Below are 19737 nucleotides of genomic sequence, written 5' to 3' on the forward strand. Positions count from 1 at the left end.
ATTAGAATGAAAGGTTTATTGCAAAAGTATATTGTGCCGTAATTGGGAAAGCTACCCCTCCTGTATTACGGAATTCAGGATCCTGACCGTGTAAGTTTTTGTCTGAATAAATTAACCATGGATTAACTGCAGACCCTTTTAAATTAAAAGTACTTACCCCTAACTTTTTCTTAAAATCATTTGGAAACTCCCAGCCTAGTGATATGTTTTTCAATCTTACAAAATCACCATTGGCAATTCTAACATCAGAATAATTATAAGTATTGTAAGCAATTCTTAAATCATTCGGTCCATAGTTTCTATTTAACAATTGATCTGCAATAACAGGTACATTAGTATAATTCTCGTCACCTGGATTGATCCATCTGTTAGCGAATTCTTTAGTAAAAACAGTCTGATCAGTGTATGCATTACTATACACAGGGTTCAATCTTATTTTATTACCTCCTGATCCTACAAAAAATACATATAAAGACCAGTTTTTGTAAGTTACTGTATTAGCTAGACCTACAGATTTATTAGGCTCAACAGATCCTTCGTATTTCAAATACTTCGTAACATCCTTAGTGTCCTGAAAGTTAGCATCTGTAATATTGTTTTCAGCACCATCCTGTAATTTAAAAGTTGGTAATCCCTGATTGTTCAATCCTGTAAACTGATAAGAATATAATGAGTTTCTAGGGTGTCCTACTGTATTACCTCCGTTTGTTGCAATTAAATCAAATACAGACGGTTTATTCGCCAATTTTGTTACTTTTTGATCATAAATAGAGAAGTTTAATGTAGTAGACCATTTAAAGTCTTTTGAAACAATGTTTTGAGTTGTAAAACCAAGTTCAATACCTTTAGTTTCCATATCTGCATTATTTCCCATTTTAACATCTTCACCACCAACACCAGATGTAATAACATAATCAATCAAATCAAACGCTTTACGGCTATAGACATCTGCTGTAAGTTGTACTCTGTTTCTGAACATACCAAGGTCTAAACCAAGATTCGTTTCGAATTGTTTTTCCCAGGTCAAATCTTTGTTTTGTAAATCTTCAATACGAATTGCGTTTTCTCTATCACCAGTAGCGAAACGGTTTGAGATAAAACTTTTATAAATGGCCAATGAATTTGTTGCTGGTCCTGCTGTTGCTGTTAAACCATAAGAAGCTCTAAGTGCCAAAGTATTAACAGATTCTACATTCTTCATGAATTTTTCTTCTTTAATATTCCATTTTCCACTTATAGTATAAGTAGGCAACCATCTTGAAGAACCAGTATCACCTTGTCTGTTAGATCCATCATAACGACCTGTAATAGATCCTGTATAACGACGATCGTATGTATATCCAAGTTTACCAAAGAAACCTACAGTACGCTCTCTTTCTGCACCAAAATTATAATAAGAGTTTCCTTCATTTACCATTTTCTCAATCATTTTAGGATCAACAAAAGCATTAAGTCCTTCCCCATATTGTATTCCTGCAGCAGTAAAGTTGTCATTGTTTCTGTCTACTGATCTAAACTCTGTACCAAAGAACCCTTCTAATTCATGTTTATCATTAAATGTATTTCTGTAAGTAACACTATTTCTAACATTGTATGAAGTCATATCATCACTAAATTTTCGCAAAAATCCACCGTTTTGTAATACAGAAATTTTAGGTGCTGTTAAATCATTTGGATTTTGATACAAGAACACGTTATCTTTTTGAATTTGTGTATTTAATGAAGTTCCTACTCCGGCATTATATGCTCCTACTACATTTGATCCCTCGTAAACTCTGTGCTCTCTTGATGTATTAGCATAACGTGCAGAACCTGTAAAGTTATAAGTTAAGTGTTTGTTGATTTTATATTCTAAATCAGCCTGAAAACGAATGTCTTTTACTTTTATTCCAAGTGTATTATTTTTCAATTCGTTAAGAATATTCATTGGCGCCCAGTTATTTTGGTAATACTCATAATTACCACTTTCATTGTAAGGCCTTAAGGTTCTACTAGTGTTTAAAGCATAGCTAAATGGGTTAATGTCAAAATCTCTGCTTACTTGTCCGTATACAGTATCATCTTTACTTTCATAAGTTCCCGGAGCTTGCTGATCACGTGCAGATGCAAGAGTCGATAATGTAATATTTAACCTGTCATTGATATAAAATGTACCTTTAATATTAGAAGATAACTGTTTAACATTATCTGCTAAAGTCCAACCCGGATCTGTGTAAAATCCTAAAGAGGCATAGAAAGTATTATTTTTTCCTCCACCAGAAAAACTTAATGAGTGACTTTGTGTAATAGAAGGTCTGAATAAAACTTTGAACCAATCTGTATTTGCTAATTCATATTTCTTCAAGAATTCATTAATGTAAGGTTGATCATTTTTAACACCAAATTGGCCGCTTGTTTCATCATAGCGATTAATTTCTTTCGCCAAAATACCATAAACACCACTAAATCTAGCTAATAATGAGCCACTTTGACTAAGGTAACCTTTTGTTCTCATTTCCTGAAAAATACTCATGGATTCCTGAGAATTCAAAATATCATATTGTGTATAACTTGGTACTGCTCTAACTGTATTTTCAACAGAATAACTAATTTTTAAAGGTGAATCTCTACGCCCTTGTTTGGTTGTTACAACTACAACTCCATTTAATGATCTTGAACCGTAAATAGATGTAGCCGATGCATCTTTAAGAATTTCAATACTCAAAATATCATTAGCATTTAATCCTGCTACTGCAGAACTTAATAATGTTGCTGAATTTCCTGAAGCCAAATCTGCAAATGAAACATTGATAATATCTTCCTGAACTACTCCGTCAATAACCCATAAAGGTTTTGTATCTCCAAAAATAGAAGATGATCCACGAACTGTAATTTTAGGAGTCGAACCAAAAGATCCGGTAACGTTTTGTACCGTAACCCCTGCAGCTTTCCCTTCGATCATTCTACTTACATCTACAACACCATCAACTTTTAATTCAGCACCTGAAATTTTACTGATAGCTCCTGTAAAAGTTCTTTTAGATGTTTTTTCGTAACCTGTAGTTACTACAACCTCTTTTAGGTTTTGTCCTTCTTCGCTTAAAACAATTGTTGGATTAACATTTGCGATTCCAATTTCTTTAGACTCCATTCCAACATAAGAAATTACAAGTCTGTCATTATTAGCAGGGACTTCTATAGTAAATCTACCGTCAAAATCAGTAAGTACAGCAATTTTAGTTCCTTTAACCATTACTGTAGCTCCAGGAAGCGGGCTTCCGTTTGAATCTGTAACTATACCTTTGATAACAGGACCTGCTGTTAATATTTCGAATAACGAATTATTAGCTTCTGTATTTGCAAACGGATCAGTAGCTGCGCTTTTTTGAAGTACAATTTGATTACTAACCTCTGTATATGTAATATTAAAAGGAATTAAAATTCTGTTTAGAACACTTGATAGTACTTCCTCATTTGCTTCTATACTTACTTTTTGAGCAAGCTGAGGCAGTCTTGAGTTGTACGAAAATTTTACATGAGCAGATTTCTCCAATTTAGACAATGCATTGTCTAAAGTTAAATTAGCGACATTTATGGTAACCTTGGTATCTAATTTTTTTTGCCCATTTACATTATTTGCCATGGCAACACTTGAAAACACAAGCGCCAGAACAAACTGAAATAGTGTTATTTTCATGATTCGATGGAGTAATCGTTGTTTAACAACTGGTTTTTTCATAATTTTGGATTGTTTTGATTAATACTGTTTGAGTGTATTTTAAGAAACGTTACGAATTGCTCTTTACAGAGAGTAATTCAAATCATTTAAGTGTCGAAAATGTTACAGCATTTCGGCACTTTTTTTCTGCATTTTTCATTTACATAGGCTTTTACTTTTTGGTTTAGTTTGGATTATTCTGGTTGTTTTTTTGCATTTCTAAATTTTAATTCTAATGTATAATTACAGTTACACAAAAGAATTAGTTACATCCGTCAGATGTTATAATAATCTGATTTCCATTCATTTCAAAACTGGTATTATTACCAATACTATTACATACTATTTTAAGCTTTTCCATTAAAGGCTGATCGCTAAGTGAAGTGGTAAGGTGACAATCTTTAAGTTTATTTTTAGGATAATCAATATCTACCAGATAGGCTTGCTGAATCGTCTCAAAGATTTGTGATACCGGAATATCTGTAAATTCAAAACTCAACTGTTCAATATTACCTGTATTACGCACTAATGTCTGATCCTGAGTAATATTTGTAATTTTATTAAAGCTTAAGTCACTCCGCTGAAACCGTAATGCCTGGTTAGGTAACAAAACCACTTCGTCCTGATCTGATTGAGCCACAAGACTATTCGATTTTACCCTAACTTTACCGGTGCGAACAAGAACTTCAACATCAGGCTGATCAGAATAAGCTTTAACTCTAAAACTAGTTCCAACTACCTTGGTAACGATTTCGTTTGCGTAAACAAAAAAAGGCTTTTTAGGATTTTTACTAATTTCAAAGAAACCTTCGCCGGATAAATACACCTTTCTTTCGTTTCCGGTAAAGATTTTAGGATAACTTAATTTGCTATTAGGTTGTAACAAAACCGAACTACCATCAGATAATGTAATGATTTGCGGTTTATCTGAATTATTGGTTTGCTCAACCAATCCTTCATTGTTATCGTCAATAAGTTGTTTGTAGGTAACTACTATATTGTCTGTTTTATATTGATTTTTATAAACCCAAACTGAAGTCAAGCCAACAATTAAGGCAGCAGCAACTCCTCTAAGAAGGTATTTTTTTAAATATAATATTCTTGAATTTCGATCAGAATAATTCTGGATTTCTTTTTCTTCAATTTTAATCCAGGTAGCTTGCAAAGCATTATGAAGATCTGGTGCAGAAAGCACTGGTTTAGGCACTTTCATCGCTAGCAATAATAGCCTTGCATCCTCTACCAACTTGGCACGCTGGCGGCTTTCTAAAGTCCATTCTTCCCAACCATCTTCATCGATTTTAAACAAAATCCATGACTGGAATGATTCGTCAGATAAAAAATCTTCTATTTCGGTATATTTATTACGTTTTTGCATCTAAAAATAAGGTTACAAAAACATAGAGGACAGCTTTCTATTTATATACTCACCAAAATGGAATTTTTTTTCACTTTTTTTTAATTTTTTTTTAAACTAAATTTAACAAGCAGTTGAAAAGAGTAAAATAATCAATGAAAGACTTCCTTTCCAATCTTTACGAAGTGTAAGTAAACCGCGGTGTAACAGATTATTAGCTGATTGATAATTAACGTCTAATAATTCAGCAATCTGCTCCACAGATAATCCCTGATGATATCTTAAATATAAAGCTTCTTTTTGACGGGCGGGCAAATTATTTAGCAGATTATTCAAATGAATTACTTTTTCTTTGGTCACAGCATCATCATCAATGAGATCATATTCAACCGAAAACTCCAGAAGAAATTCCACAGCATCTGTAGTTGTAGCTTTTCGAAAAATACGATCACGTTCGTGTAAACGTGCAATTCGCTTACGTACACTGGACAAGAGATATGCTTTTACCACAACTGAACTTTGTAATCCGCTTCGATAAACCCAAATATCAGTAAAAACATCCTGCACGCAATCCTGGACTTTTTCACCATAAGAAGATAGTGAGTTTCCATAATTAACTAAATCTGCATAATACTTCTCAAACAGTGTTGAGAAAGATTTTTCATCCCCATCTTTTAAGTTATTCCAAAGCGTAATATCATCAAAAGTTTTTAATTGTAAAATTTTGGTCTTCATATTGGTCTGCGGTTGTATTCTTGAAAATAAGCACTTCATTTTAACATAAAGAATACGTTATTTTAACATTATTCTTTAGTTGTGTGCGATAAATATATAAAAGCAAATATATAAAACCAATTTTTTTACACACAACAAGCAATCATATAACATAGAAAATGCCCCGTTTTTATTGATCTACGGCGGGTTGCGCCTAAATAAAAAATATATTAATATTTAAAAAATATTAAATTATGTAAGATTTTATTACTGTCTTTTTTTGGCTTTTTTTTAACATTATTTTATATTTTTAGATTCTTCGGTTATTTTCATTCTTAAATCCTGAAAAAAATACAAACAAAAAAGCCTTACTAAATACATAGCAAGGCTTTTGATAATTTTATTGAAATAGCTTTTAGAAAGCTACATTCCATCTTGGCAATTTTCCATTTTCATCTAAGAAATTTTGTAAAACTTGTCCTTCAACAGCAGTTGGAATTGCTTTTACATCTGCATTAAAAGTTTCATACCAAACCACTTCTAAAGCAGTAATGTTTTCTAATTTCATTTGTGCTGGCCAGGAGTATTTTCTTCCTGTTTTAGCAAATTGGTGTCCGTTTACAATTTTGTCATACAAACCGCCATTTTTACTTTTTAAAGTTCCGTCGTTTTGAACAGTTCCTGTAGAACCTACCATGATTAATTCTTTTGCGACACCTTCAACAGCATAAACAACAAAAATACCTGCACTCCCCTCTGGCGCATTACAGGTTTGCTCTAAACTATCTTCAACAGTAAAAGTAAAACTATTGCTTACTTTAAATTTTTCTAATTCTTTGTACATATTTCTTTTTTAAGCTTCTGAGATACTGAGGTTCTAAGATGCTGAGTTATTTTCTGTTTACGCCTCAGTATTTTAAAAATGTAAAAAAGTCTCAACAAATATTGAGACTTTTTTGAAATTTGTTATTTCGAATATCCGGAAATTATTCTAATACTTCTTTTACTTTTTTACCAATTTCTGCTGGTGAATCAACAACGTGAATTCCGTTGTCTCTCATGATTTGTTTTTTAGCAGCAGCAGTATCATCAGAACCACCAACAATAGCACCTGCGTGACCCATTGTTCTACCAGCAGGAGCAGTTTCTCCAGCGATAAAACCAATAACTGGCTTACGGTTACCATCAGCTTTGATCCATTTAGCAGCATCAGCTTCTAACTGACCTCCAATTTCACCAATCATAATGATTGCTTCAGTTTCAGGATCATTCATTAATAATTCAACAGCTTCTTTAGTAGTAGTTCCAATAATTGGATCTCCACCAATACCAATAGCTGTAGTAATTCCTAAACCTTGTTTTACAACCTGATCAGCAGCTTCGTAAGTTAAAGTTCCAGATTTAGAAACGATACCAACAGTTCCTTTTTTGAAAACGAAACCTGGCATAATTCCAACTTTAGCCTCACCCGGAGTAATAACCCCTGGACAGTTTGGCCCGATTAATCTAGAATTTCTTTCTTTAACATAATTATTTGCTTTAATCATATCTGCTACAGGAATTCCTTCTGTAATAGCAATAATTACTTTAATTCCAGCATCAGCAGCTTCCATAATTGCATCAGCAGCAAAAGCTGGCGGAACAAAAATGATAGATGTATCTGCTCCAGCCTGATCTACAGCATCTTTTACTGTATTAAAAACCGGACGATCTAAATGGCTGCTTCCTCCTTTTCCAGGAGTAACACCACCAACAACATTAGTACCGTACTCAATCATTTGAGAAGCGTGGAAAGTTCCTTCGCTTCCTGTAAATCCTTGAACAATTATTTTGGAATCTTTATTAACTAAAACACTCATGATATATATTTTATGTAGTTTTTAAAATTGTGATGCAAAAGTAAGGTTTTGTAACGTATTTTAACCTTTTTGTCGTCAAAAAAATTAAGAAAATTGACTCATCTGAAAACCGCGATATAATTTATCGTCTTTTATTTGCCAAATTGTAGCAAAATGAGCTAATAACATCTCTTCTCTTGGGTTCTCAATCGTTTTCACAAAATGAGAATATCGTATTGAAACCAAGTCATCTTCGGCAATAATATGGCTAATTCTGACTTTAGAACGCACATAAGCACGACTTAATTCATTTGCCATATCCAACATCGAATTATAATCCATTTCGATTAATCCTTTAGTGCTGTTCCAATCCAACTTTACATCAGTATGCAAATAAGTTTTCATGATTTCGCTATCAATTAAGGCATCCGACTTATAAAATTTTTGAACAAATTCTTTTATAGACATATTACTTCAATTTATTTAGAATTTCAGGAATCTTCTTGATATTAGCTAATTGTTTTAACTTTTCTCTGGACTCTTCGATTGGGGTTCCAAAATACGATTTTCCACCTTCAACCGATTTTGTAACACCTGTTTGCCCCATAATTACAGCTTTTGTTCCTATGGTGATACCACTTGTTGTACCAACTTGTCCCCAGATTGTTACTTCATCTTCTATAATAACACAACCAGCAATACCGGTTTGAGAAGCAATTAGACATTTCTTGCCTATTACTGTATCATGACCAACATGTACCTGATTGTCTAGTTTTGTCCCTTCACCAATTGTTGTGTCACCAGTAACTCCTTTATCAATAGTACAAAGGGCTCCAATACCAACATTATTTTCAATAACAACTCTTCCACCCGAAATTAACTGATCAAAACCATCAGGACGCTTTTTGTAATAAAATGCATCTGCTCCTAAAATAGTTCCGGCATGAATAATTACATTGTCTCCAATTACGGTGTGATCGTAAATCGTAACATTTGGATAAATCAAACAGTTTTTCCCAATTGTAACATTGTTTCCAATAAAACAGTTAGGCTGCACAACTGTTCCTTCTCCAATAGTTGCAGAAAGAGCAATTGCTACGTTTGTAGCCTGAAAAGGCCTGAAATGTTTGGTCAGGGTATTAAAATCTCTGAAAGGATCATCAGATATCAACAATGCTTTGCCTTCCGGGCAATCTACTTTTTTATTAATTAAAACAATAGTAGCAGCTGATTGTAAAGCTTTATCATAATATTTAGGATGGTCAACAAAAACAATATCTCCCGGCTCAACTACATGTATCTCGTTCATGCCTGAAACCGGAAAGTTCGCGTCACCAATAAATTCGCACTGAAGCAAATTTGCAATTTCTTGTAAAGAATGAATCTTTGGAAATTTCATATTTTTTAATTAGAAAATTTGTCAATTAGAAAATGTGTCAATTAGAAAATGAGTCAGTTAGAAAAATGAATATTCAAAATATGCCTATTCAAAATCTATCTAATTGACTCATTGACAAATTATCTTAATTAATAATCTACTCTTTTACACGCTCCATGTAAGAACCTGAAGCTGTATCGATTTTAATTTTATCGCCTTCGTTGATAAACAAAGGAACGTTTACAGATGCACCAGTTTCTACTGTAGCAGATTTAGTAGCATTTGTAGCTGTATTTCCTTTAACTCCTGGCTCAGCGTAAGTAACTTCTAAAATTACAGATGTTGGCATATCTACTGATAAAGGTAAATCAGTTTCAGTATTAATCTGTACCATTACGTTTGTTCCTTCTTTTAATAAATCCGGAGCATCTAAGATATTTTTGTTTAAAGAAATCTGCTCAAAAGTTTCAGCATTCATAAAATGAAATTCGTCTCCTTCTGGATATAAAAACTGGAATGTATGTGTTTCAACTCGAATAACGTCAATTTTATGACCTGCTGAAAAAGTATTATCTAATACTTTACCTGAAGTTAAACTCTTTAATTTTGTTCTTACGAAAGCTGGACCTTTTCCAGGCTTAACGTGAAGAAATTCAATAATTTTATAGATATCGTGATTAAATTTAATACACAATCCGTTTCTAATATCTGATGTAGATGCCATTTGTTTTTATTTTATTTGTTTTTTGTTGAATCGCAAAATCGTTTAACTGTTTTTTTCGATTAAACGATTAAACAAATAAACAATTAAACTTTATATTTTAATAATTTCCTGAATATCCTTTCATAATTCCTCGTGATGAATTTCTGATAAAATCTAAAATTTCATCTCTCTCAGGAGTAGCTTCCATTTCAGCTTCAATAATACTTAAAGCCTGCGTTGTATTATAATTCTTTTGGTATAAAATTCTGTAAATTTCCTGAATTTCTCTAATTTTTTCAGTACTAAAACCTCTTCTTCTTAAACCAACTGAATTAATTCCAACATATGATAATGGCTCTTTTGCTGCTTTTGTATAAGGAGGTACATCTTTTCTAACCAAAGATCCACCAGAAATCATAGCGTGATCTCCAATGTGAATAAATTGGTGAATCGCAGCCAAACCACCAATAACAGCATGATTACCAACTACTACGTGACCTGCTAAAGCAACACCGTTTACAATAATAGCATTATTTCCAATCTCACAATCGTGTGCAATATGAGCATAAGCCATAACTAAACAGTTGTTACCCAGAATTGTTTGTCCTGAAGCAACTGTGCCTCTATTGATCGTTACACACTCTCTGATAGTACAATTATCCCCGATAATAGCAAGAGAATCTTCTCCGCCAAATTTTAAATCTTGTGGCACCGCAGAAATTACAGCTCCGGGAAAAATGTTACAATTTTTACCAATTCGGGCTCCTTCCATGATGGTCACATTTGAACCAATCCAAGTACCATCACCAATAACAACATTATTGTGAATTGTTGTAAAAGGCTCTATTACAACGTTTTTAGCGATTTTGGCGCCAGGATGAACATATGCTAATGGTTGATTCATCTGTATATTTTATATTTTAAATTAAAATAATCTAATTTTAGGGCAACAAACGTAAACAATAAATTTGATTAATTATTGTTTTCTTGCAATTTGTGCCATTAATTCTGCCTCGGTCACTAATTTTCCATTTGCATAGGCATTGGCCTGCATATGACAAATTCCTCTTCTGATTGGAGAAATCAATTCGCATTTGAAAATTAAGGTATCACCCGGCAATACTTTGTGTTTGAATTTAACATTATCAATTTTCATGAAATATGTTAAGTAATTTTCAGGATCAGGAACAGTACTTAAAACTAAAATCCCTCCTGTTTGTGCCATTGCTTCAACTATTAAAACTCCTGGCATTACCGGAGCTTCCGGGAAATGACCTACGAAGAAGTTTTCATTCATAGTCACATTTTTCAAACCAACCACGTGACGATCAGACATTTCAATAATTCTGTCAATCAACAAAAATGGAGGCCTGTGAGGAAGCATTGACATAATTTTGTGAATATCCATCAAAGGCTCCTGGTTCAAATCATAAACAGGAACATGATTTCTCTGTTCTATTTTAATAATTTTTGCCAGTTTTTTAGCAAACTGAGTATTTACAAAATGCCCAGGTTTGTTTGCTATAATTTTTCCCTGAATACGAACTCCAATAAGAGATAAATCTCCTATAACATCAAGTAATTTGTGTCTTGCAGCTTCGTTTGGATAATGTAATGTAAGGTTATCCAGAACACCGTTTGGTTTTACAGAAATTTCATCTTTACCAAAAGCTTTCTTTAGATTTTCCATTGTAGACTCAGAGATTTCTTTATCTACATAAACAATTGCATTATTTAAATCCCCGCCTTTAATAAGTCCGTGTTCTAATAAAGATTCTAATTCATGTAAAAAACTAAAAGTTCTTGAACTTGCAATTTCATTTTTAAAATCTGCTATACTTTTTAATGTAGCATTTTGTGTACCTAAAACTTTAGTACCAAAATCTACCATTGTAGTAACTTGATAATCGTCGCTTGGCATAACAAGAATCTCGCTTCCGGTTGCTTCATCAGTAAAAGAAATAACCTCTTTAACTACATAAACATTACGGCTTGCGTCTTGTTCTTCGATACCTGCTTTTTCGATTGCTTCAACAAAATATTTTGAAGAACCATCCATAATAGGAAGTTCTGAAGCATTTAATTCTATGATAACATTATCCAGATCACATCCCACCAATGCAGCTAAAACGTGTTCTGGTGTCTGAATTTTTACACCTAATTTTTCTAAATTTGTACCTCTTTGTGTATTAACAACATAATTAGCATCAGCCTCAATGACTGGTTGACCTTGCAAATCTACTCTTACAAAAGTGAAACCATTATTAATTGGAGCAGGTTTAAAAGTCATTGTAACTTCTTTCCCAGTGTGTAATCCAACTCCTGTTAGTGAAATTTCATTTTTGATGGTCTTCTGTTTAACCATTATTTCCATTTTTTGGGTTTATTATTTGTTTTTTTATTTCTTCAACTTCGGCAACAATTTTAGGAAGGTTTTTAAAATGAACATATGATTTATTAAAATCAGTATATCCAAGTGATGGTGTTCCTTGCAGAACTTCATCGTCTTTAATGTTTCTTGCTACTCCGGATTGTGCCTGAAGTCTCACATTATTTCCTATAATTAAGTGGCCTGCGATACCAACCTGCCCGCCAATCATACAGTTTTCTCCAATTTTGGTAGAACCGGCAACACCACTTTGAGCAGCAATTACGGTATTCTTACCAATTTCAACATTATGAGCGATCTGAATCTGATTGTCTAATTTAACTCCTTGCCTAATTATTGTAGAACCAAGAGTTGCTCTGTCTATAGTAGTATTGGCACCAATATCTACATTATCTTCAATTATAACATTACCAATTTGTGGCACTTTACTATATACACCTTCTTCATTTGGCACAAAACCAAAACCATCTGCACCGATAATAGTACCAGAATGAATAGTGCAATTATTTCCAATTACAGTTTCTGAATAAATTTTTGCGCCGGCAAAAATAAACACATTATCTCCAATAATAACATTATCGCCAATAAAACTGTTTGGATAAATTTTTACATTGTTTCCTAAAACCACATTTTGTCCTATATAACTAAAGCTTCCTAAGTACAGATTCTCTCCGTATTTAGTCCCTTCAGACATAAAAGATTGTGGTTCTATTCCATTTTTATTCAATTTTACCTGATTGTAAAAATGTAATAGTTTTGAAAAAGAGGCATAAGCATCTTCAACTTTTATTAATGTAGTCGTGATTTCCTGTTCTGGTATAAAGCTGTCATTAACAATTGTAACGGTCGCTTTTGTAGTGTATATATAATTGATATACTTAGGGTTAGCTAAAAAAGTAAGAGATCCCTCCTCACCTTCCTCGATTTTAGATAGCCGAGAAACTTCTGCATTGGGATTTCCAACAACTTCTCCTTCTAAAATTCCTGCTATTTGTTCTGCTGTAAATTTCATCGCGACAAAAATATAAAAAATAGATTTTAAATGTTAATTTTAGATAAGTTGTTTTGGAAAACAGATGTAATATTTTGTCACCAATTTAGATAACGATTTCAAATTCAACTGATCAGATGCTTCAACAACATCCTCAATTGTTCTATCTTTTTTCAAAATTCGTATCGGTTCAGCTTCTTTACTATAAGCCTGGTTTTTTATTTTACCTCTAAAGATAAAATATCCGGCTTCTAATTGCGTAATATGGTGTTCGTTAGCAAATTTCTCTTTTAAAGCCTGAGATTCTTCCATCGAAATTTTATCAGCACTTAATTTAATTTTTAGTAAATCTCTGTTAATGATCATTTTACTTAAAGTAGAAAGTATAAAATCATTTTGTTTTTGCCAGGCTTTTAAAGCGCTAATAATATCAAAGTCATCCAGTTGAGAAAATAAATCTAGTTTTTGAGCATCAAAATCTTCGAGAGTGATTCTGTTTTTCATAAAATATAAAAGAGGCTCACTGCAAGGCAATACTACACCTTTTAAAGTTAATTCTCTTGCTCTTTTTAAAACTTTCATCAAAATCAATTCGGCCACAAGACTTGTTTTGTGCAAATAAGCCTGCCAATACATCAACCTTCTGGAAAGCAAGAACTTCTCTACAGAATAAATTCCTTTTTCTTCGATAACCAACACATCATCAACTACATTCATCATCTGAATCAAGCGTTCAGAATTTACATTTCCCTCTGCAACCCCTGTATAAAAGCTATCACGCTTTAAATAATCCATTCGATCCATATCCAATTGACTTGAAATCAATTGCAACATAAATTTTCTGTGATATTCTCCTTTAAATACCTGAATAGCCAAACTCAATCGTCCGTTAAATTCATCATTAAGCTGATTCATAAACAATAACGAAATCGCTTCGTGATTAACATCTTCAACAATACTTTTTTCCATAGCATGCGAAAAAGGCCCATGTCCAATATCATGCAGTAAAATAGCAATATATAAAGCATTCTCCTCTTCAGGCGAAATTATAACACCTTTAAAACGAAGTGTATCCACCACTTTTTGCATTAAATGCATACATCCTAAAGCATGATGAAAACGCGTGTGATTGGCTCCGGGATAAACCAAATACGACAATCCCATTTGCGAAATGCGGCGTAAACGCTGAAAATAAGGATGCTGAATTAAGTCGTAGATAAGTTCGTTCGGGATGGAAATAAACCCGTAGATTGGGTCGTTGAATATTTTTAACTTATTGATATGAGTCACTATTTGGTTCTTTTTAAGTCAACAAATATAAGTAAATAACTATAAACGATTTGGAGTTTTTTTATTTAAAAATCAACATTAAATCTTCTTGATTTCTAAAGTAATAATGCTACAAAAAAATTACTCAATCCAAAAAACACAAATCATTATTCTGAAATTTATACTATTTTTAATACTTTTTAAGTTCTATACTTCTAAATTGCATTAAAATTAAATTCGTTTATGGATAAGATAAAAATACTTTGGGTCGATGATGAAATCGATCTTTTGAAACCACATATATTATTTCTGGAGAAAAAAAACTATGATGTAACCACTTGCAACAATGGTTTGGATGCTATTGCACTATTTGAAGAAAACAATTTTGACATTGTTTTTCTGGATGAAAATATGCCCGGAATGAGTGGTCTGGAAACACTTTCTGAAATGAAAGAAAAAAAATCGGCGATACCAATGATTATGATCACAAAAAGTGAAGAAGAATATATCATGGAAGAAGCGATTGGCTCTAAAATCGCTGATTATTTAATCAAACCGGTAAATCCAAATCAGATTTTATTGAGTTTAAAGAAAAACTTAGACGATTCAAGATTGATTTCAGAAAAAACAACTTTAGATTATCAGAAGGAATTCAGGAAGATTTCGATGGAATTAGCAATGGTTAATTCTTATGAAGACTGGGTTGAACTTTACAAAAAATTACTTTTCTGGGAATTAAAACTCGAAAACATCAATGATCAGGCGATGATCGAAATTCTTGAATCTCAAAAAGTTGAAGCCAATTCTCAATTCGGAAAATATATTGAAAGAAATTACGAAGACTGGTTTGCTCCAAAAGCAGACAAGCCTATTCAGTCTCATAATTTATTTAAGGAATTAGTAGTTCCGGAACTTAAAAAGAAAGACAAACCAATCTTATTTGTTGTTATTGATAATTTGCGTTATGATCAATGGAAATCCTTTGAAACTGTAGTTTCTAATTATTATAAATTAGAAAAAGAAGTTCCTTATTTCTCTATTCTTCCAACTGCAACACAATACGCCAGAAATGCCATATTCTCAGGTTTAATGCCTTTAGATATGGAAAAACAATTTCCGCAATACTGGAAAAATGATGTTGAAGATGGTGGTAAAAACCTTTACGAAGCCGAGTTTCTTTCGGCACAGTTAAAACGTCTGGGATTAAATATCAAAGAAGACTACTTTAAAATCACCAATTATTCAGGTGGTAAAAAACTGGCAGAAAACTTCAAAGCCTTAAAAGGAAATGATTTAGTAACAGTTGTGTACAATTTTGTTGATATGCTTTCGCATGCCAAAACAGAGATGGAAGTAGTAAAAGAACTGGCTTCAGATGACAAAGCGTATCGCTCCTTAACTTTAAGCTGGTTTAAGAATTCTCCATTATTAGAGATTATTCAGCAGGCACAGCTTTTAGGTTTCAAATTAATCTTAACCACAGATCACGGAACGATAAACGTGAAGAACCCGTCAAAAGTCGTGGGAGACAAAAACACAAGTCTTAATTTGCGTTATAAAACAGGCCGTAGCTTAACCTACGAACAAAAAGATGTTTATGTTGTAAAAGAACCTAAAACTATTGGTTTACCAGCTATTAATATGAGTAGTTCGTTTATTTTTGCTAAAAATGATTACTTTTTAGCCTATGTAAACAATTACAACCATTATGTCAGTTATTACAAAAACACCTATCAACATGGCGGGATTTCACTGGAAGAAATGATTATTCCGTTCTTAGTTTTTAATCCAAAATAAAAAAAGTCGCCTCGTAATTACACAAATTTTCATTGATTTATATTTAAAGTTAAAAGAAAATAAATTTTAATTCGTGAAAATTTGTGAAATTCGTGGCAAAAATAAACATAACAATGAATATCGTTTTTTCATTAGATCAAATTCAGGAAGTTGCCCAACAGATTTTAGACTCAAACCCTAAAAAAATAATACTTTTTAATGGAGAAATGGGTGTTGGCAAAACTACTTTAATCAAACAATTATGCAAAAGTCTAGGTGTTACAGATGCGACAAGCAGTCCGACCTTTTCTTTAGTTAATGAGTATTATACTTCTAACAATCAAACTGTTTACCATTTTGATTTTTACCGACTAAACAAAGAAACTGAAGCTCTTGATATGGGTGTCGATGATTATTTATATTCCGGAAATTGGTGTTTTATAGAGTGGTCAGAAAAAATTGCAAATCTACTTCCGGAAGAAACTTCTACAATTACCATTGAGTTATTGGCAGACGGAAAAAGAGAATTAAAATTACAATAAAGACTCACGAAAGTTGTATAGAGAAACACAAAAAAACAGAACAATTTGTAAATCTTTGAAAAATTCTTTGTGAGCTTTCCTGAAAAAAGTAATGCATTTATGACAAGTCTTCATAATAATAACGTAGAAATAATCCCTTTTTCATCAGACTTAAAAGAGTACATCAAAATCTTGAATATTGCATGGCTTGAAAAATATTTCAAAGTAGAAGAAAAAGACAAACTAACACTTTCAAACCCGCAAGAAGAAATAATTGATAAAGGCGGAATGATTTTTTATGCCAGATACAATAATGAAATCCTTGGGACAGCATCTTTAATGAAAGTCAATGATTTAACATTTGAATTAAGCAAAATGGCTGTTTCAGATCATGCTCAGGGATTAGGAGTTGGTCACAAACTTCTTGAACACTGCATTAATGCAGCGAAAGAAAACAATGCAAAAACACTCTTTTTATATTCTAATACAATTTTGCTTCCGGCTATTCATTTATACAAAAAATATGGCTTTACAGAAATCCCTTTAGAAACAGGGGTTTACGAAAGAGCCGATATAAAAATGGAGAAAATAATATCTTAACATGATATGATAGTATTAGGAGAATTTTTGCACTAATTTTAAAACTTTTTACGTAATTTGTACCCTTAATTTTTTGCATAATCCATGTCAATTACTTTAACTCCATTTACGAAACAACAATTGTTGCCACAAGAAGAAAAACTTGAAATTGGCCGATTTAAGCGAGAGCTTTTTATAGGAATTCCTAAGGAAACAAGTTATCAGGAGCGTCGTATTTGCCTGACTCCGGACGCTGTAAACTCTCTTACTTATGAGGGGCATCGCGTTATGATAGAATCGGGAGCAGGAGAAAGTTCGAGTTATACAGATAAGGAATATTCCGATGCTGGCGCAGAAGTAACAAAAGACACTAAAAAAGTTTTTGGCTGTCCGCTTCTATTAAAAGTTGAACCGCCAACATTAGCAGAAATTGAGATGATAAATCCGGAAACGATTATCATTTCAGCAATTCAGTTAAAAACAAAAAAAAGATCTTACTTTGAGGCCTTGGCACAAAAAAAGATTACCGCATTAGCTTTCGAATATATCAAAGATGAAGACGGTTCTTATCCGGCTGTAAAATCATTAAGCGAAATTGCCGGAACAGCTTCTATACTTATTGCTGCCGAATTAATGATTACTGATGAATTTGGAAAAGGGCTATTGTTTGGAAATATTACCGGAGTTCCTCCTACTGATGTTGTAATTTTAGGCGCTGGAACGGTTGGAGAATTTGCAGCAAAAACCGCCATTGGACTTGGGGCAAACGTAAAAGTATTTGACAATTCTATTACAAAATTACGTCGTTTACAAAACAATCTAAGTCAGAGAATCTTTACTTCAACAGTACAACAAAAAGCATTATTAAAAGCTTTAAGACGCTGCGATGTGGCTATTGGCGCCATGCGAGGAAAAGAACGTTGCCCGATTATAGTAACCGAAACAATGGTGGAACACATGAAGAAAGGCGCTGTAATTGTTGATGTAAGCATTGATACCGGTGGATGTTTTGAAACTTCAGAAGTTACTACTCACGAAAAACCTACTTTTATAAAAAGTAATGTTTTACACTATTGTGTTCCTAATATTCCTTCAAGATACTCCAAAACAGCCTCATTATCAATAAGTAACATACTTACACCTTACCTTCATCAGATAGCCGAAGATGGTGGTTTAGAAAGTGCCATCCGATGCAACAAAGGGCTTAAAAACGGAATTTATTTATATCATGGAATCCTAACAAATAAAGCTATTGGCGAATGGTTTGATTTACCGGACAACGATATCAATTTACTTGTATTTTAAAGGAACTTTAATGTACCTTTGCAAAAATTTTATTTCATGAAGTTCGTACACCGTTTTGCATATTATCTTATTGGTCTTGTTATGGGATGCTTTTTTGTAGCCCTTGTATTTAGTGGTAAAGACACACGATGCAACTATTTTCCAAATGCCAGAGTTTTAAACAATCTAAGAACAAAGCCTTTTCAATATTCAGATAAAGCTATACAGACTTTAAATGAAAAGTGGGTAGACACTGCAGATATCAAAAAAACCTTAACTTATGGTGATGTTGATTTTGATCAAAGTAATGTGCCTTTCAAAAAAGGAAAACTTTATATTATCGAAGGAAAAACAGCTAAAAACCAGGAAATTATTCTCAAAGTAGTCAACTATGAAAAGAAAGCTGTTTTAGAAGAAATTATCAAAAAATAAACAAAAACTCCAATAACTTTAATTTTAGCTATTGGAGTTTATTATTTTAAACATTGATTTTTTTTAAGATTTTACCACTCAATTTCCTTAAGCCCTTTTGACTTTAGAAAAGTGTTAGTCTGACTGAAATGTTTGTTTCCAAACCAAAAACCTCTGTTTGCACTTAAAGGAGAAGGATGTCCGGATTTTAGGACATGATGTTTAGAAGCATCAATCAATGCCGCTTTCTTTTGAGCAAAACCGCCCCAAAGTAAAAAAACAACATTTTCACTTTCAGCAGAAATCTGTTTAATAACAGCATCAGTAAATTTTTCCCAGCCTTTTCCCTGATGGCTCCCTGCTTCAGATTGTCTAACTGTAAGAGTAGCATTTAAAAGAAACACACCCTGATCTGCCCAGCGCTCCAGATTACCTGTTGGAGGTATTGGCTTATTTAAATCAGTTTCGATTTCTTTAAAAATATTATATAATGAAGGAGGAAATGGAATTCCGTCATTTACAGAAAAACACAAACCATTTGCCTGATTAGGTCCGTGATATGGATCTTGTCCAATAATAACAACTTTTACCTGATCAAAATGACAATGATCAAAAGCTGAAAATATCTGACTGCCTTTTGGATAACAAACTTTAGTGGCATATTCTGATTTTACAAAATCAATTAATTCGTTGAAATATGGTTTTCCAAATTCTTCATTCAGAACTGGTTTCCAGGAAGAATGCATTTTAACGTCCATAAATTATTTTTTTATGCGAATTTCAACAATTTTTAAGTAAAATCATACTTTTTAAAACAATAAAATTAGACT

18 protein-coding genes are annotated in these 19737 nt (G+C 32.7%); 5 read left to right on the forward strand and 13 right to left on the reverse strand.

What is annotated here, in order from left to right:
- Position 1: 1 nt before the first annotated feature.
- The 12 genes from A4F88_RS02245 to A4F88_RS02300 all read right to left on the reverse strand — a co-directional run bounded on the left by A4F88_RS02245 (position 2) and on the right by A4F88_RS02300 (position 14357).
- Complete coding sequence (locus tag A4F88_RS02245; RefSeq protein WP_068840904.1) at positions 2-3718, reverse strand: SusC/RagA family TonB-linked outer membrane protein; 3717 nt, start codon at positions 3716-3718, stop codon at positions 2-4.
- Positions 3719-3959: 241 nt separating this feature from the next.
- Positions 3960-5075 carry a FecR family protein gene (locus tag A4F88_RS02250; protein WP_068840905.1) on the reverse strand — a complete coding sequence of 372 codons (1116 nt, stop codon included), beginning with the start codon at positions 5073-5075 and terminating at the stop codon, positions 3960-3962.
- 102 nt (positions 5076-5177) lie between these two features.
- A complete protein-coding gene (locus A4F88_RS02255) occupies positions 5178-5789 on the reverse strand; it encodes an RNA polymerase sigma factor (protein ID WP_068840906.1) in 612 nt (203 codons plus the stop codon).
- A 394-nt stretch (positions 5790-6183) separates the two neighbouring features.
- A complete protein-coding gene (locus tag A4F88_RS02260) occupies positions 6184-6612 on the reverse strand; it encodes a hypothetical protein (protein ID WP_068840907.1) in 429 nt (142 codons plus the stop codon).
- 142 nt (positions 6613-6754) lie between these two features.
- Positions 6755-7627 carry a succinate--CoA ligase subunit alpha gene (sucD, locus tag A4F88_RS02265; protein WP_068840908.1) on the reverse strand — a complete coding sequence of 291 codons (873 nt, stop codon included), beginning with the start codon at positions 7625-7627 and terminating at the stop codon, positions 6755-6757.
- 84 nt (positions 7628-7711) lie between these two features.
- Positions 7712-8074 carry a hypothetical protein gene (locus A4F88_RS02270; RefSeq protein ID WP_068840909.1) on the reverse strand — a complete coding sequence of 121 codons (363 nt, stop codon included), beginning with the start codon at positions 8072-8074 and terminating at the stop codon, positions 7712-7714.
- Between the two features lies 1 nt (position 8075).
- Positions 8076-9005, reverse strand: coding sequence for a UDP-3-O-(3-hydroxymyristoyl)glucosamine N-acyltransferase (locus A4F88_RS02275; protein WP_068840910.1), 930 nt, complete (start codon positions 9003-9005; stop codon positions 8076-8078).
- 136 nt (positions 9006-9141) lie between these two features.
- A complete protein-coding gene (gene efp, locus A4F88_RS02280; protein WP_068840911.1) occupies positions 9142-9708 on the reverse strand; it encodes an elongation factor P in 567 nt (188 codons plus the stop codon).
- 97 nt (positions 9709-9805) lie between these two features.
- On the reverse strand, positions 9806-10591 hold the full coding sequence (gene lpxA, locus A4F88_RS02285; RefSeq protein WP_029270176.1) for an acyl-ACP--UDP-N-acetylglucosamine O-acyltransferase: 786 nt from the start codon (positions 10589-10591) through the stop codon (positions 9806-9808).
- Between the two features lie 72 nt (positions 10592-10663).
- Complete coding sequence (locus A4F88_RS02290) at positions 10664-12052, reverse strand: bifunctional UDP-3-O-[3-hydroxymyristoyl] N-acetylglucosamine deacetylase/3-hydroxyacyl-ACP dehydratase (protein ID WP_068841438.1); 1389 nt, start codon at positions 12050-12052, stop codon at positions 10664-10666.
- Positions 12045-13088, reverse strand: a complete 1044-nt coding sequence (gene lpxD, locus A4F88_RS02295) for a UDP-3-O-(3-hydroxymyristoyl)glucosamine N-acyltransferase (RefSeq protein ID WP_068840912.1) — start codon at positions 13086-13088, stop codon at positions 12045-12047. Before lpxD ends, A4F88_RS02290 begins: the two co-directional genes overlap by 8 nt.
- A 39-nt stretch (positions 13089-13127) precedes the next feature.
- Positions 13128-14357: an HD domain-containing protein gene (locus tag A4F88_RS02300; RefSeq protein WP_068840913.1), complete on the reverse strand. Its 1230-nt coding sequence runs from the start codon at positions 14355-14357 to the stop codon at positions 13128-13130.
- Positions 14358-14579: 222 nt separating this feature from the next.
- On the opposite strand from A4F88_RS02300, the gene porX reads away from it, so the two are divergent.
- The 5 genes from porX (at position 14580) to A4F88_RS02325 (ending at position 18928) form a co-directional block, all read left to right on the forward strand.
- Positions 14580-16133 (forward strand): T9SS response regulator signal transducer PorX, encoded by a 1554-nt coding sequence (porX, locus tag A4F88_RS02305; RefSeq protein ID WP_068840914.1) that lies wholly within the window; start codon positions 14580-14582, stop codon positions 16131-16133.
- A 113-nt stretch (positions 16134-16246) separates the two neighbouring features.
- A complete protein-coding gene (gene tsaE / locus A4F88_RS02310; protein WP_068840915.1) occupies positions 16247-16654 on the forward strand; it encodes a tRNA (adenosine(37)-N6)-threonylcarbamoyltransferase complex ATPase subunit type 1 TsaE in 408 nt (135 codons plus the stop codon).
- Positions 16655-16753: 99 nt separating this feature from the next.
- Complete coding sequence (locus A4F88_RS02315; protein WP_068841439.1) at positions 16754-17233, forward strand: GNAT family N-acetyltransferase; 480 nt, start codon at positions 16754-16756, stop codon at positions 17231-17233.
- Between the two features lie 84 nt (positions 17234-17317).
- Positions 17318-18517, forward strand: coding sequence for an alanine dehydrogenase (locus A4F88_RS02320; RefSeq protein ID WP_068840916.1), 1200 nt, complete (start codon positions 17318-17320; stop codon positions 18515-18517).
- A 36-nt stretch (positions 18518-18553) separates the two neighbouring features.
- Complete coding sequence (locus A4F88_RS02325) at positions 18554-18928, forward strand: DUF4258 domain-containing protein (protein ID WP_068840917.1); 375 nt, start codon at positions 18554-18556, stop codon at positions 18926-18928.
- Positions 18929-18999: 71 nt separating this feature from the next.
- Here the strand turns inward: A4F88_RS02325 and A4F88_RS02330 are convergent, their stop codons facing one another.
- The gene (locus A4F88_RS02330; protein WP_068840918.1) at positions 19000-19665 is read right to left on the reverse strand and encodes a uracil-DNA glycosylase; all 666 of its coding nucleotides are present in this window, start codon (positions 19663-19665) and stop codon (positions 19000-19002) included.
- Between the last annotated feature and the right edge of the window lie 72 nt (positions 19666-19737).

The sequence above is a fragment of the Flavobacterium chilense genome, assembly GCF_001602525.1.
GTDB classification, from domain to species: domain Bacteria; phylum Bacteroidota; class Bacteroidia; order Flavobacteriales; family Flavobacteriaceae; genus Flavobacterium; species Flavobacterium chilense.